The 17,954-nt window shown below is 41.2% G+C and carries 23 protein-coding genes; 11 read left to right on the top strand and 12 right to left on the bottom strand.

What is annotated here, in order from left to right; all coding sequences use genetic code 11:
* The 4 genes from minC to CV014_RS26000 all read left to right on the top strand — a co-directional run.
* Positions 1–586 (top strand): septum site-determining protein MinC (gene minC, locus CV014_RS26015; RefSeq protein ID WP_236144664.1); only part of this gene is annotated, 586 nt, incomplete at its 5' end.
* 46 nt (positions 587–632) lie between these two features.
* Positions 633–1,436: a septum site-determining protein MinD gene (gene minD / locus CV014_RS26010; RefSeq protein ID WP_236144663.1), complete on the top strand. Its 804-nt coding sequence runs from the start codon at positions 633–635 to the stop codon at positions 1,434–1,436.
* Positions 1,437–1,463: 27 nt separating this feature from the next.
* The gene (gene minE / locus CV014_RS26005) at positions 1,464–1,763 is read left to right on the top strand and encodes a cell division topological specificity factor MinE (RefSeq protein ID WP_103136043.1); all 300 of its coding nucleotides are present in this window, start codon (positions 1,464–1,466) and stop codon (positions 1,761–1,763) included.
* Positions 1,764–2,832: 1,069 nt separating this feature from the next.
* On the top strand, positions 2,833–3,186 hold the full coding sequence (locus CV014_RS26000) for an SH3 domain-containing protein (protein WP_236144662.1): 354 nt from the start codon (positions 2,833–2,835) through the stop codon (positions 3,184–3,186).
* Positions 3,187–3,585: 399 nt separating this feature from the next.
* Here CV014_RS26000 and CV014_RS25995 read toward each other — a convergent pair whose 3' ends face one another.
* Complete coding sequence (locus CV014_RS25995; RefSeq protein WP_236144661.1) at positions 3,586–4,851, bottom strand: hypothetical protein; 1,266 nt, start codon at positions 4,849–4,851, stop codon at positions 3,586–3,588.
* A 1,039-nt stretch (positions 4,852–5,890) separates the two neighbouring features.
* On the opposite strand from CV014_RS25995, the gene blaOXA reads away from it, so the two are divergent.
* Positions 5,891–6,733: a class D beta-lactamase gene (gene blaOXA, locus CV014_RS25990; protein WP_442946947.1), complete on the top strand. Its 843-nt coding sequence runs from the start codon at positions 5,891–5,893 to the stop codon at positions 6,731–6,733.
* Positions 6,734–6,768: 35 nt separating this feature from the next.
* Positions 6,769–7,773, top strand: a complete 1,005-nt coding sequence (fmt, locus tag CV014_RS25985; protein ID WP_236144659.1) for a methionyl-tRNA formyltransferase — start codon at positions 6,769–6,771, stop codon at positions 7,771–7,773.
* A 1-nt stretch (position 7,774) separates the two neighbouring features.
* Here the strand turns inward: fmt and CV014_RS25980 are convergent, their stop codons facing one another.
* Positions 7,775–8,143, bottom strand: coding sequence for a DUF6464 family protein (locus CV014_RS25980; RefSeq protein WP_236144658.1), 369 nt, complete (start codon positions 8,141–8,143; stop codon positions 7,775–7,777).
* Positions 8,144–8,301: 158 nt separating this feature from the next.
* Between CV014_RS25980 and CV014_RS25975 the strand changes: the two genes are divergently transcribed.
* Entirely contained in the window at positions 8,302–8,565 is a 264-nt protein-coding gene (locus tag CV014_RS25975) for a hypothetical protein (protein WP_236144657.1), read from the top strand.
* Between the two features lie 167 nt (positions 8,566–8,732).
* On the opposite strand, the gene CV014_RS25970 is transcribed toward CV014_RS25975, so the two are convergent.
* On the bottom strand, positions 8,733–9,491 hold the full coding sequence (locus tag CV014_RS25970) for a Crp/Fnr family transcriptional regulator (RefSeq protein WP_236144656.1): 759 nt from the start codon (positions 9,489–9,491) through the stop codon (positions 8,733–8,735).
* 335 nt (positions 9,492–9,826) lie between these two features.
* Here CV014_RS25970 and CV014_RS25965 point away from each other — a divergent pair, with 335 nt between their 5' ends.
* Positions 9,827–10,666, top strand: coding sequence for a DALR anticodon-binding domain-containing protein (locus tag CV014_RS25965; RefSeq protein WP_329608451.1), 840 nt, complete (start codon positions 9,827–9,829; stop codon positions 10,664–10,666).
* 255 nt (positions 10,667–10,921) lie between these two features.
* Here the strand turns inward: CV014_RS25965 and CV014_RS25960 are convergent, their stop codons facing one another.
* On the bottom strand, positions 10,922–11,770 hold the full coding sequence (locus CV014_RS25960; RefSeq protein ID WP_236144654.1) for a Cof-type HAD-IIB family hydrolase: 849 nt from the start codon (positions 11,768–11,770) through the stop codon (positions 10,922–10,924).
* Positions 11,771–11,851: 81 nt separating this feature from the next.
* Between CV014_RS25960 and CV014_RS25955 the strand changes: the two genes are divergently transcribed.
* Positions 11,852–12,169: a hypothetical protein gene (locus tag CV014_RS25955; protein ID WP_236144653.1), complete on the top strand. Its 318-nt coding sequence runs from the start codon at positions 11,852–11,854 to the stop codon at positions 12,167–12,169.
* A 7-nt stretch (positions 12,170–12,176) separates the two neighbouring features.
* On the top strand, positions 12,177–12,644 hold the full coding sequence (locus CV014_RS25950; protein ID WP_236144652.1) for a type II toxin-antitoxin system YhaV family toxin: 468 nt from the start codon (positions 12,177–12,179) through the stop codon (positions 12,642–12,644).
* On the opposite strand, the gene CV014_RS25945 is transcribed toward CV014_RS25950, so the two are convergent.
* From CV014_RS25945 to CV014_RS25930, 5 genes are all read right to left on the bottom strand, one after another.
* Entirely contained in the window at positions 12,645–13,409 is a 765-nt protein-coding gene (locus tag CV014_RS25945; protein ID WP_236144651.1) for an energy-coupling factor ABC transporter ATP-binding protein, read from the bottom strand. It lies immediately after the preceding gene.
* Positions 13,390–14,052, bottom strand: a complete 663-nt coding sequence (locus CV014_RS25940; protein ID WP_236144650.1) for an energy-coupling factor transporter transmembrane component T family protein — start codon at positions 14,050–14,052, stop codon at positions 13,390–13,392. The genes CV014_RS25945 and CV014_RS25940 overlap by 20 nt, the downstream gene beginning before the upstream one ends.
* 7 nt (positions 14,053–14,059) lie before the next feature.
* Positions 14,060–14,191 carry a hypothetical protein gene (locus CV014_RS30250; protein WP_268964906.1) on the bottom strand — a complete coding sequence of 44 codons (132 nt, stop codon included), beginning with the start codon at positions 14,189–14,191 and terminating at the stop codon, positions 14,060–14,062.
* On the bottom strand, positions 14,192–15,115 hold the full coding sequence (locus CV014_RS25935) for an energy-coupling factor ABC transporter permease (protein WP_236144665.1): 924 nt from the start codon (positions 15,113–15,115) through the stop codon (positions 14,192–14,194).
* A gap of 286 nt (positions 15,116–15,401) precedes the next feature.
* Positions 15,402–16,232: an energy-coupling factor ABC transporter ATP-binding protein gene (locus tag CV014_RS25930; protein ID WP_236144649.1), complete on the bottom strand. Its 831-nt coding sequence runs from the start codon at positions 16,230–16,232 to the stop codon at positions 15,402–15,404.
* Positions 16,233–16,311: 79 nt separating this feature from the next.
* Here CV014_RS25930 and CV014_RS25925 point away from each other — a divergent pair, with 79 nt between their 5' ends.
* Positions 16,312–16,515, top strand: a complete 204-nt coding sequence (locus CV014_RS25925; RefSeq protein WP_236144648.1) for a hypothetical protein — start codon at positions 16,312–16,314, stop codon at positions 16,513–16,515.
* Here the strand turns inward: CV014_RS25925 and cbiQ are convergent.
* The 3 genes from cbiQ to CV014_RS25910 all read right to left on the bottom strand — a co-directional run.
* Positions 16,507–17,304 (bottom strand): cobalt ECF transporter T component CbiQ, encoded by a 798-nt coding sequence (cbiQ, locus tag CV014_RS25920; RefSeq protein ID WP_236144647.1) that lies wholly within the window; start codon positions 17,302–17,304, stop codon positions 16,507–16,509. The two genes, CV014_RS25925 and cbiQ, sit on opposite strands and share 9 nt — an antisense overlap.
* The gene (locus CV014_RS25915; protein ID WP_236144646.1) at positions 17,288–17,602 is read right to left on the bottom strand and encodes an energy-coupling factor ABC transporter substrate-binding protein; all 315 of its coding nucleotides are present in this window, start codon (positions 17,600–17,602) and stop codon (positions 17,288–17,290) included. Before CV014_RS25915 ends, cbiQ begins: the two co-directional genes overlap by 17 nt.
* A partial coding sequence (locus CV014_RS25910; RefSeq protein ID WP_236144645.1) for an energy-coupling factor ABC transporter permease occupies positions 17,589–17,954 on the bottom strand: 366 nt, incomplete at its 5' end. The genes CV014_RS25910 and CV014_RS25915, both read right to left, overlap by 14 nt.

Genomic DNA, 17,954 nt, shown 5'->3' with positions numbered 1-17,954 from the left:
AAATACTGCTGTGCATCTAATAGCACATGATCGCCTGTTAGACACCAGACAACTACAACAACTCGCTGAAACCTTTAGTGAAGCCCAACTGCATCTCAAATCAGTCGCCACCAGTCGCCGCCAAACTGCGATCGCCGCAGTCACATCAGGTTACTCTGTAGAACAATTACAACCAGAAACCATCCTTTCTTCTGAACCCAAAGTCACCGCTACCCCCCAAGCTGATGCTTTGTACATAGAAATGACTATCCGTTCTGGTGTAGAAATTCGTCACCCAGGGACAGTAATTTTATTGGGAGATATCAATCCTGGTGGTATGGTAGTGGCAGACGGAGATATCCTAGTCTGGGGTCGTCTTCGAGGTGTGGCTCATGCTGGCGCATCGGGAAATCGTGAGTGTCTGATTATGTCACTACACATGGAACCCACCCAGCTTAGAATTGCGGACGCTGTTGCTAGATCACCAGAAAAATTACCAACGCAATTTTTCCCAGAAGTAGCACACATCACTGATAGGGGAATCCGCATCGTCAAAGCTACTGATTTTTCTAGAAACCTACTCACTAGAATTAATCAAACACCATAAATACATTTAATATAATTCTTTAACCCTCATCCAGCGCACTTGTATCATGACTCGTATTATTGTCATTACCTCCGGTAAAGGAGGTGTGGGTAAAACTACTGTTTCCGCAAATTTGGGTATGGCGATCGCTAAAATGGGTCGTCAAGTCGCCTTAGTCGATGCGGATTTCGGTCTACGCAATTTAGATTTGCTCTTAGGTCTAGAAAACCGCATTGTCTACACAGCTGTAGAAGTCCTCTCTAGAGAATGTCGCTTAGAACAAGCCTTAGTCAAAGATAAGCGTCAACCCAACTTGGTACTGCTACCAGCCGCCCAAAACCGTACCAAAGATGCAGTTACACCAGAACAAATGAAGTTATTGGTAAATGCACTCTCACAAAAGTATCAATATGTGATTATTGATAGTCCGGCGGGAATTGAAAACGGATTTAAAAATGCGATCGCCCCAGCCAAAGAAGCCCTCATCGTTACCACTCCCGAAATTTCCGCCGTGCGCGATGCTGACCGCGTAGTTGGTTTATTAGAAGCTCAAGGTATCAAACGCGTTCACCTCATTATCAACCGCATCAGACCGGCAATGGTACGGGCTAATGATATGATGTCCGTGCAGGATGTTCAAGAATTGCTAGCTATACCCTTAATCGGCGTTCTCCCTGATGATGAACGTGTAATTGTTTCCACCAATCGTGGCGAACCTTTAGTCTTAGCTGACACCCCTTCTTTGGCGGCTGTTGCTTTTGAAAACATTGCGCGGAGATTGGAAGGAGAAACAATCGATTTTCTCGACCTGGATACACCCCACGAGAATATATTCACCCGTCTGCGAAAATTGTTACGCACCAAAATTTAACTTTCAGTCTCCGCACACCTACAAGCAATGATCCTCGAATTAATAGACAAGTTATTTTCACGTAGTCCCGATACCAGTCGCTCCCAAGTCAAACGCCGCTTGCAATTGGTAATCGCTCATGATCGTGCTGATTTAGACGCTCAGACCCTCGAAAAAATGCGTAGGGAAATTTTAGACGTAGTTTGTCGCTATGTAGAATTAGACACCGAAAGTCTAGAATTTGCCCTGGAAAGCAATCAACGCACCACAGCTTTAATTGCTAATCTACCCATCCGACGAGTAAAAGAAGCTATACCCGAATTGGAAAGGAGTGAAACATCACCCTAAATTTCTATGCAGAGTGTATATTAGCCAGTATCACACTTAACAGTGAACAGTATTGAGTATAATCCGAGAGCAAAACACCACACCAATTGGTGGAAATTATTGGTGCGCCGTAACACCACACTATTGAAAAAGGGGTTTAGGGGTAAAGGGTATAGGGGTGTAAGGGAAAGACTTTTTCATGTCTTCTGGTGTACGCAGTTCATGATGGCTACTTAACTGTTTTAATAACACTCTGTAATTATTTACAGTAATTTTTTATAAAAATACGCACTTAGGTATACAAAACCTTGCATTCCTACTGATATCAATCGAATCAAGTAGGCTTGATTCGATATAGGAATCTGCTTTGATTCCTAAAGTCATTTGCGTAGTCAGGGAACAGGTGAGTCAGCGCGGTCTTGGGGGTTTCCCCCATGAGCGACTGACGATCTTCGCAGCGTTAGCGACGCAGGAGCGTCACCCGAAGGGGAACGGGGGACAGGAAGTAAGAAGGAATAAAAGTGTACTTAGCTTTGCAGAAATCAAATATGATTTCCATATAAAAACCTTCAATATACTGAAACACTATTTGTATTTGTACTGACTTATCTTATATATAGTTAATTATTATTATTTTCATTCGATATAAATTAAAAGGCAAGTCTTGAAACTCTTGTGTTAAAAGACTTACACAAAATTATTGTTCTCTAGAAAAACATAAAATAACAACATTTTCAAGAATTAAATTACTCAAATCTTATTTATTAACCTCTATTAATATACGAATATTTGCTAATAGATACATTTTTTCAGTAATTTTATTGATTTTCAATAAAATACGAAATCGTTCGGATGTTAATGACGAAAATCAACGAATAAATTTGAGAAATAGAGAAATTAAGAACTACATTCTAATCCTAGAAAGGTTGATGTCTATGCTTTATGCAACAGGCATAAAGGGTGCATTGGATTAGTAAGTAGACAGGACTTAAATCGGTTGATAAGTTTCCTTTGCACCTATCAACCCTAATTTCTTGCTGTCAATAGTTAAGCATTTCAAACTTTTCACTTTATCCCGGAAGTATATACAATGTCTAAGATTTTCATCTCTCTCATGATTGGCACAGTATTTGCAACTTCTGCTTTACCAGCAACTGCTGCTCCAATTAATTTAAATGGTCATAATTCTAATACTTATAGCTCTCCTCAAACCGGCAAACGTCTGTTGCTTAGTAACACTGTTCGTGTTTGTACAAGAGATAGAGGTGGCCTTTTAAATATGCGTAGTGGGCCGGGAACTGGTTATAGTGTAGTATACCGAGTTCCAAATGGAGCAGTCGTTAGCGTAATCAATTCTACAGATTATCCTTATGGTGGTCAGTATTGGTATCAAGTATCGTTTCGCAACGTAGTAGGTTGGGTACGCGGAGATTTTGTTTGCTAATTTCTCCAATCAAATAGAGAGGTAAAGGAGAGGAGAATAGCTAACTCGTCTAGGTATACCAAGCACTGAGTAATGGCTCTCAGGGACACAGTAGGCTGTTGATTTTGTACCTTTTCAGGGGTGCAAGATTCATTCACAATCCTTTCCTTTTCCGGTTGAGTAAAACTTGCAGTAGGAAAAGTTATTTTCCGCGTTCTTTTCTTTAATTAACAAGTAATAAATAAGTAATGGGTATTTATTCATTACTTATTACTCATTACTCATTACTCATTACTTATTACTCATTACTCATTACTCATTACTCATTACTCATTAGTCAAATTAAAAAGCGGTTACTAACTGTAGTAACCGCTTTTTATTGTTTGCCATAGACTACTGATGTGGCAAGGCTAGTATCAGCTACCGTGAAGCAACTTGTGGCCCAGCCCAGACATTGGAGAGTTTGTCACCAAAGGTTACAGGCTGATCACTCTCAGTTGTCGCTCCTGTTTTACCGTCGATAGCTACTTTCACTAAAGGCCAGTTTTCTTCTCCCATCTCGCCTGCACGGAACAGCACATGATCGGGTTCGTTTTTACTCCAGCCCAATAACACAGCAATTTTTTCATGATCTTCTTCGGTTTGAGCCGGCGCGACTGTGTTGGCTTGGTTTTTCTGCCGATCCCAAATCACCGCTTGATCAGTAGAATCACCAGTGTTAAACACGCCTTCAAATCTACGTGCTAAAAAGCGATCGCTTTTTTCCGACCAACTCACCGGCACTAATACCCCGATTTTACCTTCTTTACTATCTTCTGGAGTTGTAGTGGTCTGTGTCTTGACTAGTGGGTCTTGCAAGGTAGTTGTAGAAGCCATCACTCGTAATTGCTTAGTTTCTCTATTTTCTACAAACAGAACACTAGTCACTTTCGAGTTATACATTTCGGGTTTAACATCAATTTGTACCCTGCTGTAAACCGCGTACTTCCCATCAGGAGAAACCACAGGCACACTACGATAGTAACGCACCCCAGTTACCCCCTTAGAACCGATGGCTTCTTGCGTACTGACAATCCACTGCCAAGGAATCGGGTGAGGACTCCCTATCGGATCAGTCGGTAGTTCTGAAGCTTGTTCTGGCTGTGGTTCACTAACAGGTACATCATCTTGATTTGCATCTGCTTGAGGCGTGGAGATAGTTGGTAAAGGCTGCACTGCGGCCAAAAGATTATTATCACCAGATTCCTGCCATACCCTATTTTGTGCTGGTGTTTTTCCTAGCGTTACTGATGGTGCTAGCTCTACATCTGCCAATGGATTAACAACAGTATTATCAATATGAGATTTAGTATATTCTTGAGCCAACAAGGACTCAGTTATGTCATCTGCTGGCAACATTGGCGGTCTAATCACCTGAGATGCCACTACTGTTTCTCGACGCAGCGAGTTAGTCGGTTCTGTGGTTAGTACCCTGGCTAACTCTGGTTCACTCACAGCAGCTTTTTCTGGAGAAACGATATCAGATTCTTCAGGCTCAGACGCAATCTTTGCTACCACTTTTGATGTCTTAGCTGAACTAGAGTGACCAGAAGCAGCAACCAAAGGCGCAATCAACATGAAAACAACAAAATAATTAAAAAATGGTTGCACACGGAACCATCCTGACAGCAAAAGGGGTTTAAGCATGGGTGGACTCTCCAGAAGGGCGGTTGCTGTATGAGGAGCGATATTTAAAAATCTGACAAAAAGCTGGCTTTGATTACAGGTATAACAACAAACTCAAAGTTTTTGCTAACTTTATGAAATTTTTTTTTTAAAGTTTGATATGTTTACTTAAACACGTCTTCATAATTGATCAATCCCCATACAAATTAAGTAATTTTGCTTAAAAAAATCCACTAAAAAACTAGCAGATTAACAGTGATGTTACTGCGTATAATTGAGTTTTTTTGTGTTAATTAAAATTAGCCCTAGACAGAACTAAATCTAGCCTAAAGACAAATAAAATTATTTTTGGACTAAACACACAAATAGCCCAAAGGTAGATCAGTTATAAGATTTAACTGTTGGGGTAAGAGTAAGCATAGATAAGCCAAGAGAGGCTTTCCTGTTTACAATGGCGACAACAGTAAAGTCCCCGATAACGGTTGGAGTGAAGCGTTACTTTAAAATTTAGGAAAGCGGACGCACAACATATAATACCCGAAAAACACCATTAGCATCTACCCTGGGGTAGAAATTCTTTTTGGAGTTTTCATCATTGCGATAGTGCTGTGCTTTGGAGCAAAGTAACTACACTTTTCGCCGAATAGACAGGAAAAAGCATTTCCCAAAGAATTAGTTGATTAAAGCATCCAAGATATGAGGTTTTTTACCTACATATATAGTTAACATCAACTTTTTCATTAGAAAATTCAATTACAAGTGTATCAAGAAACTCTTGATTTTGTCATGGTGGACACAGTTATTCATGATTGGGGAGGGGGGAGTAATGAGTGCTGAGTGCTGAGTGCTGAGTGCTGAGTGTTGAGTGTTGAGTGTTGAGTGTTGAGTGCTGTTAGCGGTAGCGCGGCGTTTAGCCGGTGCTGACTATTGACTATTGACTATTGACTATTTTTGCTGACTTGATTGATTGAGCATCTATGGTAATGGAACTACAGGCACAGTGGCTGTATTATCACTGGTGGTAAATCAGTTTTGTTAGGAAATCATATTTGTGTCTAAAATTCGACGGATACCACCAGCAATTAAGATCATTTTTTGTATACTGATTACATTTTTAACTATTAGCAATTTCCAGCCTTTACCTGCAAAATCTCAGGAAAATCAGACATCTGCACCAGTAGCTAATGTTGACTTAGGAGGTTCATTTACCCAACTAGGTGTTAAGGGGTCGATTCTGATTTGCGATCGCAATCACAACAGATGTTACCAACACAACGCCCCGCGCAATTCACAAGCCTTTTCTCCCGCTTCGACATTTAAAATTTTCAACTCCCTTGTAGCCTTAGAAACGGGTGTGATTCCCAGTGATGTCGCTGTTTTGACTTGGGATGGGATTCAGCGTGAATTTCCCTCATGGAATCAAGACACTAACATTCGTCAAGCTTTCAAAAATTCCACAGTCTGGTTTTATCAAGTGCTAGCGCGCAAAATTGGTTATCAAAGGATGAAGCCGTTTATCCAGCAAGTCGGTTATGGCGATGGTCAAATCGGGACACCAGAACAAATTGACCGCTTTTGGCTAGAGGGGCCACTGCAAATTACCCCCAGACAACAGATTGAGTTTTTACAACGTCTTCAGCGCAAAGAATTACCCTTCTCACAACGGACTTTGGATTTAGTACAAGATATTATGGTTTACGAACGTACCCCAGAGTATATATTGCGAGGAAAAACAGGCTGGGCTGCCCGTCGTAAACCCAATATCGGTTGGTTTGTCGGTTATTTAGAGCAGAAAAATAATGTATATTTCTTTGCCACTAATATTGATATCCGTAATAATGATGACCTTCCCACCCGCATCGAAATCACGCGCCGCAGCTTCAAAATATTGGGATTACTCTAACTAATGACTATTGACTAAGGACTATTGACTAATTTATGAAAATTGTATTTTTTGGCACACCCCAATTCGCTGTTCCTACGCTCGAAAAATTACTTAATCACCCAGAATTCGAGGTGTTAGCAGTCGTCACCCAACCAGATAAACGCCGGGAACGGGGTAATAAACTCACCCCTTCACCTGTAAAAGTGGTGGCGACTCATCATCATATCCCAGTATGGCAACCCCAACGAGTCAAGAAACATACTGAAACTTTAACTAAACTCCAGCAGTTAGAAGCGGATGTGTTTGTGGTGGTTGCCTATGGACAGATTTTGTCACAGAAAATTTTAGATATGCCCAAATTGGGCTGTGTGAATGTGCATGGTTCAATTTTGCCTCAATATCGGGGGGCTGCACCTATTCAATGGTGTATATACAACGGTGAACCAGAAACAGGGATCACAACTATGTTAATGGATGTGGGTATGGATACTGGGGCAATGCTGCTCAAGGCAACTACACCCATTGGTTTGTTAGATAATGCTGAGGATGTAGCGGCTAGACTAGCAGAAATTGGCGGTGATTTATTAATTGAAACCTTGCTCAAATTACAAAATCAAGAGATTACAGCTACACCGCAAGATGATAGTGCAGCGACTTACGCTTCCTTAATTCAAAAACAAGACTATGCTTTAGATTGGTCAAAAAGTGCAATGCAATTGCATAATCAGGTGCGAGGGTTTTATCCCAACTGCACAGCCACCTTTCGTGACCAAACTTTGAAAATTACAGCCACCGTTACCCTTGACGCGGCTGACAAAGATGAACTACCGCCAGAATTGCAAAAAATATTTCAAAAAGTACCTAATTTGGCTAATATATCGGGTAGTCCAGGGGAGATAGTTAGCATCGCCAAGGGAATTGGTGCAATTGTGCAAACTGGTGAAGGTTTGTTACTGTTGCGAGAGGTTCAATTAGCTGGGAAACGTCCCCAATCAGGTTGGGATTTTGTGAACGGTACGCGTTTAACTGTTGGTGAAATGTTAGGGAATGGAGATTAGCTTAATTTGATAGATTGCTAACTGCTTCATAAAAACGACAGGATTCGCAAGGCCCATTAGGATTAACTGCACAGCGAATAATTTCTGAATGGGCATTATACACACAGCTAGCATCCCCAACCACCCAACGCCCTGCGACTAAACTTTTCTCAGATGGTCTTTGAGCAGTCTGCACATAGAGGGCGATATTATATAGGCGATAACGTCCTGATTTGAATTGATAGCGATGGCGACGTTCTAAAACTGCGTAGGTTTTACCTTCTAAATCGAGATAGTTCCCTGGTTGGGGTGTCCAATCTAGTTGAACTTTACCCAGGGAGCGACGAGGATGATTTAAAATCACCTCTGTCGGTAAATAGTCTGGCTCCATAAGTTTATGTGATGTGATTTACATTATAAAAATAGTATCGCAGCAGTCTAATTTGACCTAATGTTGATGGTTGACAAGCTGCTAAAATGCAAAGCGATCGCCTGACTAAATAATACTCATGGCGATCGCGTTAATTTTTTTGAAATTAGTTTGGTTTGATGATGCTGAATCACTTGATTTGTGCTACGTATTCAGCCAAGAAAATATCTGTTAACTATCTCCAATCATCTCGCCTCAATGTTCAAGTAGCATTGGCAGTTGGTGCGAACTCAGTTTGCTATGTACTTAACCACGCCAAGAACTGTCTTGTCCTCCCTAGCAGTCTTGGTCAATGGCATCAATCGAACATTGAGACTGGTATTTGGAGATTTTCCCGATGGCACAATCTGTTTGTGGTGGTCAAACAGATTGATGTTTTGTGAGCAGTAAGCAAGTGTTGCTGGCGCTGACTTACTGCAAATTGATCGGGTCTTTGGGAACTGATTTGTTTTATTTGACCGTCAATCTTAGCCAACATCTGTTTCTTATTGCTGTTGAACAGTTTGGCAGTTCCTCATTGTAGATGCCCTAGACGGTCAATCACACTTTCTTAGCCGGCTCTGTTAATTGACTCTGCTGGCAGGCAAATCAGATTATCCCCTTGAGTGAGAATTAAGCCACGTTGACGTAACTTACCCATCAAACGGGTGACAGTAACACGAGTTGAACCAATCGCGCTACCAATTTGGGCATGAGTGAGGGGGAAAGGCAGACAATAACCACGAATCACATCGGGGTCTGTTTCACTCATAGCAGGCTCTCCATATTCCTCAATTAACAAAGTGAGGAATCCTAAGAGTCGGTCGATAGTACGGCGTTGTCCCAAAGCACTCAACCACAACAATTTGCGCTGGTGCTGGTATTTGAAGGCATCCATGACTTCACGACGGAAGTGAGGCCAGTTATCTAAATCATGCCAGTACATCCACAACACTGCTGTTTGGTCAACGTGAGCATAAGCTTGCAGCGTAAAGGGTGACTGAGCCACAATTTCAAATGGCTGTCCTGCACCAACAAAACCCAAGAAAGCTTCTTCTGGAGTTCTGTTGATCCGACGAGAAGTTAACTGACTCGCAGTAGCACTTACCTGGGCAGTTCCTACCATGCGGATCGCACCTCTTTGCACCAAGTAAAGCAATCCAGGACGGGCTGGAATTCGCTCATCTTTGCTAAAGGTGCGGCAGCGATAGTGTTCCTGCGCCCAGTCAAGAATACGTTGCCAAGTCAGAAAAGGGCGTGATGCCTCAGAAAAGGAAGATGGAGATTGCATAGGTAACAAAGAGCGTTCGGCTGAAGACAAAGACGACATAAATTAAGGTGCAAGGAGTGTCTTTGTGTTTTGGAAGTAGGCCTAACGCCTAACAGCGCCAGCCATCAAACAAAGTAGAGAGCAAATTTGCGCCCTACTATTTTGTTATACTTCTTACTGTACAATGATGGTAGTAAAGTTTACATATTATTCATCTAATATTTATGAAATTTTATGCTAATCTCATTTTTCTCTCTTCACAAGAATATTATATCTAAAGACAGATGACATTCCTTTAAGTAATTTCTACAACAAAGTTTTTAAAGTAAATATCAGTGTACTAAAACCTACGAGTGAGTAAAAATACAGCTATCAAGCATTTGATAAACAGCTATTTGATAGTTGCTGTCGATACACATATAGCAGGGGCGGGTTTTGAAAGCATAAAAAATATAAAAATCCCTCTATATAAAGGTAGAGATGCTAATCGAGTTTTGTATATTTCAGGTGTAGCGTTGCAACTGGCAAAATCTCATAATTCCGTGACAGAAGAAATAGCCAGCGCGATCGCACAGCACATATTTACTACTTCCGGCGGAACACTGCTGACACGAATAGTTACCCCTGGATGGGTACACATTGAGGTAACACATCATTTGTTAGCAGATTGGTTGCAAAGTGTTGCCTTTGGAGCCTCAAAAAGTTATTTTCATTTTCAAGGACTAAAGTTAGGGTTTCATAACAAATCGGACAGCAGACAAACTGAAAATTCATCACGTTTATTTACCATTCAATATGCTCATGCACGTTGTTACTCATTGATATTGTTAGCCCATCGAGAAGGAATGATCACTGGAGAAGAAAAATTACCAGCGAGTGGTGAAAGTGTACATTTGGGAAGTTTAGTAAAAATAGAGGACTTACCTTGGCTCAATAGCGATCGCAAATTACACCTGCATCAGCCAAGCGAGATTCATTTAATCATGGAATTAATCAAAGCTGTAGATGAATTAGACTGTGTCGAAGAACCCGAACAAGTCAACTGGGAAAAAATCGCCTGGGATGTAAGTCAAGCCTTTTTAAATTTTTGGAGTCAATGCCGCATTTGGGGAGAGGTAAAGACAAACTCGCCAGAACTTGCCCAAGCCAGATTAGGATTAGTCATGGCGACTCAATGCGTTCTCAGGGTGTTACTCACAGAGAAGTTAGGATTTGATGCACCAGTTGAGCTTTAGTAGTTGGGCATTGGGCATTGGGCATTGGGTATTGGGCATTGGGCATGGGGCATTGGGCATAAAAATTAGTCTTTTCCCTAATGACTAATGACTAATGACTACTATCTAAGTATTGACGGATTGATTGACCTCAGTTATATTAACTGGTGTGTGAGGAGCGAACCAGCAGGAACACCGAGACGAAACACGGCCAGTCGTCGGTGTTCTTTCTGATTTTAGGGGTTGTGAGCTTTATCTTAACTTCACCCACGTTTCTTAACTGAGTAAAAATTTTTCAATGGCGGTTGCAACTCCGTCTAACTCTACACTCGGAGCTACCCAATTAGCGATCGCTTTTACATCTTCTGGTGCGTTACCCATCGCTACACCAATTCCTGCATATTCCAGCATTTCTAAATCATTGAAGTTATCACCAATAGTCATCACATTATGGCTTTGTAACCCCAGTACGTCTTCTGCTAGGTAACGCACAGCATTACCTTTGTTGACAATGGCATTTGTGGCTTCAAAGAAGGTAGCAACAGAGGTTGTCATATAAAGTTCTGCTGGGGTGTATTGGCGGCGTAAATTGCCTAACAAATCTTTGATGACGCTGGTATCGTCGCACAGGGCTAAAATTTTAGTGGGTTCAGTAGCTAGAGTTTCGCGTAAATCTCCGACAGGAATGGGGGTAATGCCAGAACGTGCAGCATAGGCTTGAGTTTCTGGGGTGATATCCCGCACGTATAGTTGATCATTAATGTAGAAATGGACAGATAAAAGCGATCGCAAAGCTGGCTGTTCAAAATAATCTAGTAATTGTTCCGCAATATTTCTAGATACGGGTGAATGTTGGTAAATTTTTTGGCTAGTGGGATCTTGAATCCAAGCACCTTGATAAGCCATGAGTGGTAAGGTGGAATTTATATCTTGATGAAAACGTAGTGCCGAGCGATACATTCTCCCTGTAGCGATCGCCACTGCAATACCTTGAGCTTGAACGGCGGCGATCGCTTGCTTGACGGGTTGACTAATGGTGTTTGACTCTCCGGAAATTGTGCCGTCTATATCTAAAACTAATAACTTGATTTCTTGACTAGCATTGGTGAGTGGTGCGTTTTGCATAAATTCCCCAGTTTCAACTCTCAGTTAGAGAGTATCAGGAAAGTGTTATTATGTGATTACGTTACGTACATACGTTAGCAGATGAGCAACTCCTACAAAATTCGTAGTACCAAAATCGGTAACAGTGCAGGATTTAGGCTACCATCTGAGTTTTATCGAGAACATCCACAGTTTGCTAATGCAGATGGCTGGATAGAAGTATTATCCTCTGATACTGCAATTTTAAGAATTGTGCCACAAGCAGATGATGATGACGAAGAAAATTCCGTCTTAATGCGGTTATTTCTTGATTTCGCTATCACTGAAGCACTGAAAAATAATACGCTGCAACCTTACACCACAGAAATGTCTGAAGCTGCACACAAATTAATTGATGGTGTGGAATTAGACGATGAATGATTAAAAGATGGCGAAATTTATTAATAACGGTTGGGAAATTTATTTTCATCCACAACTATTTGGCAGTCAGTATCAAGAATTATTTGAGCGCGTTTCTCGTTTAAAACAACAATTACCAGAGGTGGAATATAAAACCCATAGCACAGTCAAATTATTTGCATCATTGAATGTTGTGATTGAAACCAAAATTCCCTCTGATCCATTTGCCAGTCATTTTGCTTTAACAGGAGCGTTAAAACACTATGGACGGGTGAAAAAAATGGGTTTACCAGAACGTTATCGACTGTTTTTTAGAGCATTTAATACTGAAAAGTTAAAGGCGATCGCAATATTGTGGCTGGGATTCCCACGGAAAGAGGGAGCTAAGGATGATTGCTACCAAGTATTTACGAAAATGGTCGAAAGGGGGAGATTCCCAGACAATTTAGATGAACTACTGGTAGATTTTCAAGTGGCAGAGGATGAGAATATTTGATTACCAACCTATGGGTAAACCTAAGTTTTCTAAAGTTTCTCCATCCCGCAAAAGTGGTTGAATTTCACTATCAATGGCGATGCGACCACCAGATAATACTAGAGCGCGTTGAGTGACTTTTCCCAACCAATGTAATTCATGGGAAGCTATTAATATAACTTGCACTGGTAGATTTAATAATACTTGGGCTAAGTGTCGCCGCCATGCGGGATCTAGTCCGGTGGTGGGTTCATCTAAAATTAGAATTTGTGGTTCTAGTGCCAAAATAGCGGCGAGGGCGGCTAATCTTCTTTGTCCTCCTGATAGTTCGTGGGCGGAACGGTGGGCGTAGGCGGCTAGACCAAAATCTGCTAAAAGTTGACGGGCGCGATCGCGGGCTATGGCTGGAGGTACCCCATAGTTGCGGGGGCCGAAGGTAATATCTTCGAGGATAGTGGGCATAAATAATTGGTCGTTAGCATCTTGAAAGCTAAAGCCAATTTGTTTGCGGACTTGGGGGAGAGTTTGCGGTGCTATGGGGATGTGATTAATAGAAATTTGACCAGATTTTGGTTGTTTCAAACCAATGAGATTTTCTAGTAAGGTACTTTTACCAGAACCAGTTGCACCCATTAAAGCCACGCGATCGCCTGCATTTAAACTAAAGGAGATATCTGTTAATACAGGTTCCTGATGGGGATAAGCGTAAACTAAATTTTTCACCTCAACGATGCCATTATTGGGGTGACGGATAGAAGTTTGGGGGTTAGAAGTTAAAGATTTCAAAATTCACAACTCTATAAGAACTGAGAGTAAAACAAATCGCGATCGCCCAAGCTAAGAACAGCAAGAAGCGTTCTTTAGCTGGAAATTTAAAATCTACGGGTAATTGTCCGTTGTAACCACGAATTACCATTGCACCATAAACACGTTCTGCCCTTTCGAGACTACGGATGTACAAACTACCGATCATTGCTGCACTAGCATAGCGCAACCAACCTGATGCACCATTTAAACCGCGTAGCTGCGCGCTACGCTGCATCCTTTTGACTTCTGCGAGTAAGATTTCCAGGTATTGTCCAGCTAGGAGTAAGTTTTCTTTTAAGGCGGCGGGAACAGGTAGACTTTTGAGGGCGATACCGAAACTATGGGGGGGTAGGGTTAATAAAAAACTGTTCATGACGATGAGACAGATGAGGGAACGAACTAACAAAAAACTGGCGCGTTCCCAACCCAAAGGTAATGCAATTAAAGATAGGAAAATTAACTCTGTACCTAGCAGCCCTCCCATTTGGCGAATTGGGGGACGTAAAACTGCTAGCCAAATCAAAGCGATCGCTCCATACACAGCCAGCCAATACCAAGCATGATGCTTTAGTAAAGCCGTTCCCACAACAATTACAAGAGATAAATGCAAGCGTAAAGGCATATTCAAGTCAAAATTTCAAAAGTGCTGAGTGCTGAGTGCTGAGTGCTGAGTGATTAGTGAGTGCTAAAGAAATAAATACTCCCTTGTCTTCCTTGTCTACCTTGTCCCCAATCCCCAGTCCCCAATCCCCAATCCCCAACTAAGCATTCTTCGGCTGTACTACTTTAGCTATCCCAAAGGCGACAGCAAAGCAAACCGCCGCACCTAATAAGCCTGCGATACTTGTACCAATGATTCCTAAACCTTCAATTCCATAGTCTGCTAAGGGTGTGGGTACGGATATCCGTACTTGTTCAGCCAATTTGATAAAGCCTAAGTTTTCTGCTACTTTTTCTAAGCCATCAGGCCAAGCTGAGGCGACGAGTGATAGGACACCAGCTATTAACACTATGGTAACTACAGGTACTACCCAACCGCGCATCTGTTCCTGTTCCCCTGGGAGTAAATCTGGGCGCGCTTTAGCTAAATAAGCCAATACACCACCAGTAATTAACCCTTCACCCACGCCAATCAAAATATGAATTCCTGTCATGGCTGGTAAAACTATGGTGATGGGTGCAGTTCCAGAAAGGGCTAATTCAATTGCACAAGCTATAGCAGCTACTACTACGCTGATACCAGCAGCAATTCCCGCCGCCAAAGGTAAGCGTCCCTTCGCGCCTCCTAGTAACCTTTGCAATGTTTGGGTTAATATCCACCCTACCCAAACACCAATCACCGCCATATTCAAAATGTTAGCTCCCAAGGCGGTGATGCCACCATCAGCGAATAACACCGCTTGGATAATTAAGACTGTAGCAATACAAAGCATTCCCGCCCAAGGGCTACCGAGAATAATCGCTGCTAAAGTTCCCCCCAATAAGTGACCACTTGTACCCCCAGCTACAGGGAAATTAATCATTTGCGCCGCAAAAATAAAGGCTGTGGTTAAGCCCAGAATAGGGGCGCGACGGATACCAAAGGCTTGCTGCGATCGCTCACAAGCAACAAATAGTGCAACAAAACTTGCTAAACCTGTAGCACCTGCTACCGGCACAGAAACAAATCCATCAGGTATGTGCATAATATGCCCTGTCTCAGAAGTAGTATTCTGCACAATTTCATTGTGCAATTTTAGGCATCAAACTAATAAAAAACAATATTTTCCACTTGTTTTCAATGCCCTATTGGGGGATTTTAGCCTGTTACTTAGGGAATATTTGCAATAAAATCTACATCAAATAATGTACTTGTTTAGCAAGTTATTAATTTTTATTTATTTTTTTACTAAAATTCTATAAAAGTTAATTTTAAAAGTACATTTATTTGGATAAAGATGACATTTTCTTGGTATTTTTCCGGTTGAGTCACTAACTAAATAAATTTATTAAGCGTTGGTGAAATTTTTCTAATATAATTCTTTCCATCTCTACAGGCTCACCAGATAAAATTTCATAGATTAGTGGTACACCTAATTGGATGGCTTCCAGAATTTCGCGTTGTACAAATACATCTTCTGGCTTACCTTCTAAAATCAATTGTCCTTGATCCATCACAAACACCCAATCAGCCCAACTACACACAAAATCTAAATCATGGGTAGCCATGAGTATGGTTGTGCCAGATGAATGAATTTTTTGCAAAACTGAAATTAAGTTGCGGGTTTGGGGTCTATCTAAATATGCAGTTGGTTCATCTAGTAATAGCAATTCTGGCTTTAAAACCATGACATCAGCTAAAGAAACACGCTTTTTTTGTCCTAAGCTCAGATGATGTACTGGTCTTTGTGCTAGTTCACTGAGGTTAAATTCGTTTAAGGCTTGTGTTACTCGTTGTTGAATTTCTGCTGGTGGTAATCCTAAATTACACAAACCATAGGAAATATCTTCTTCGACAGTGGAAGCTACTAATTGTTGTTCAGGATTTTGAAAGATAAGTCCAACTTTTTGCCGCAGTTTCATTAAAAAATTGCGGTCATATTGTAAGGGTTTACCCTGCCAAGATATAATCCCTCTATGGGGTTTATATAAACCGTTAGCTAATAAAAATAAGGTGGTTTTACCACAGCCATTTTTGCCAATCAAAGCGCATTTTTTGCCGGCTGGTATGGTCAAATTTACACCGTTTAAGGCTGACTGTTGTCCGCCTGGGTAAGTGTAGTGTACTTGCTGAAATTCTAGTAATGTTTCTGGTTTATTCATCTAGGGATTGGGGATTGGGGATTGGGGATTGGGGACTGGGGACTTGTACTGAGCTTGTCGAAGTATTGGGGATTGGGGATTGTGGATTGGGAAAGGAGACAAGGTAGACAAGGTAGTATTTATTTTTCTGTTAGCACTCACTCATTACTTATTACTCACTACTTATTACTTATTACTTATTACTCACTACTCATTACTCATTACCTATCACTCAGCACTCATTACTCAGCACTCAGCACTCATTACTCAGCACTCTCAAAACAGAGTAGCGATTTTAAAATAGGTATCTTTTCCATTCTAGTTCGATTAATATTAAACAACCTAGAATTGCTTCCATTGCATAGCGTGTTGATAGATAATAATTTTGTGAGTGCCAAACTTGAAATTCGCCGTTAAATCCTCTGGATTCTAGGCTGAGGGAAACTTGGTGATATTTCTCTATAGTGCGTTGTAATAATTGTCCGATTAAGAGGGATAAACTTTTCATGCTCAGACTAAATGTGCGGTAGCCACTACGGGATTGTTGAGCCACCCACAATTCTGAGGCTGTATTTAATAGGACAAAAATAAACCGATACATTAGTAAAAGCAAGTCGGTAATTAAGATAGGTAAACCTATACGTCTGAGGGTTTTTAATAAGTCAGCAAAAGGAATGGTTAACATCACAAAATAGAAGCAAGAAATAGCAGCGATCGCTCTTGTAAATATGCTCCATCCTTGCTCAACACCATGTCTGCTAATATAGAAGTAAAAATCCCCAATATTAACACCGTTAATTACATCATTTTGAATAGTATTGAGGTAATTAATTGTGACACCATTAATTACTAAAGCTGGTAAACTGGTTAACCAAAATAAAATCGGGATATAAACTAGTTTTAAATATATTTTGGTGGGAATACCCGCGTAAAATATAGTCCAAATACTTACCCAAAGCGCAATGATAATTTGCACTGGTGGATGAGCAAAATTAGAGATAATGAGTAAGGCGATCGCAAACAGTAATTTCTGTCCTGGTGCTAATCGCCGTAATTTATTAGTGTAAGCTAAAGTATCAATCTGAATGTTCATGACGATGATTTCGTCCCTCGGCTCGTCCTTTAGATAAACCAATCAAATAGCCTAACACCCCTGCACCTAAAGCTGCTTGAGCCGCAAATAGAAATGTTTGGACTTCACAACTAGGTATTTGAAATAAAGGCTGAAACCAAGGCTTGTATCCTGGTTGTACTTGGGTAACTGCTTTTGCGGCTCTGTCGTCAGCACCCAAAAATTCAGCATCACGAGCTACTATTAACGGGATAAATGCCAAAATCACCACCCCTCCCAATAGCAACCAGTTGCTGATTCTGCGTTTAGATTGATTCATGACTTTGAGGTTCGTGTTTAATTAATCGCAAAAGTTCGAGTTCTTGAGGAGTATAAGACTGTAACCAGTTCCACACTAAGACAGTTAATAATCCTTCACTAATAGCTAGGGGAACTTGAGTTATGGCAAAAATCCCCGCAAACTTAGCAAATGACGCGATAAATCCACCCACTGGTGCGGGGAAAGCTAATGCAAGTTGTACAGATGTAATCACGTAGGTAAGCAAATCTGCTAAAGCTGCGGCGAGAAAAATGGCGATTTTTTGCTTACCAGTTAACTGCATGATCAGATGATAAATCCAGTAAGCGGCAAATGGCCCTGCGATCGCCATCGAAAACGCATTTGCTCCCAA

It is taken from the genome of Nostoc sp. CMAA1605 (assembly GCF_021596505.1).
GTDB lineage: Bacteria > Cyanobacteriota > Cyanobacteriia > Cyanobacteriales > Nostocaceae > Trichormus.
The sequence above is the reverse complement of the archived record's forward strand: the minus strand, read 5'-3'. Positions and strand labels throughout refer to the sequence as shown.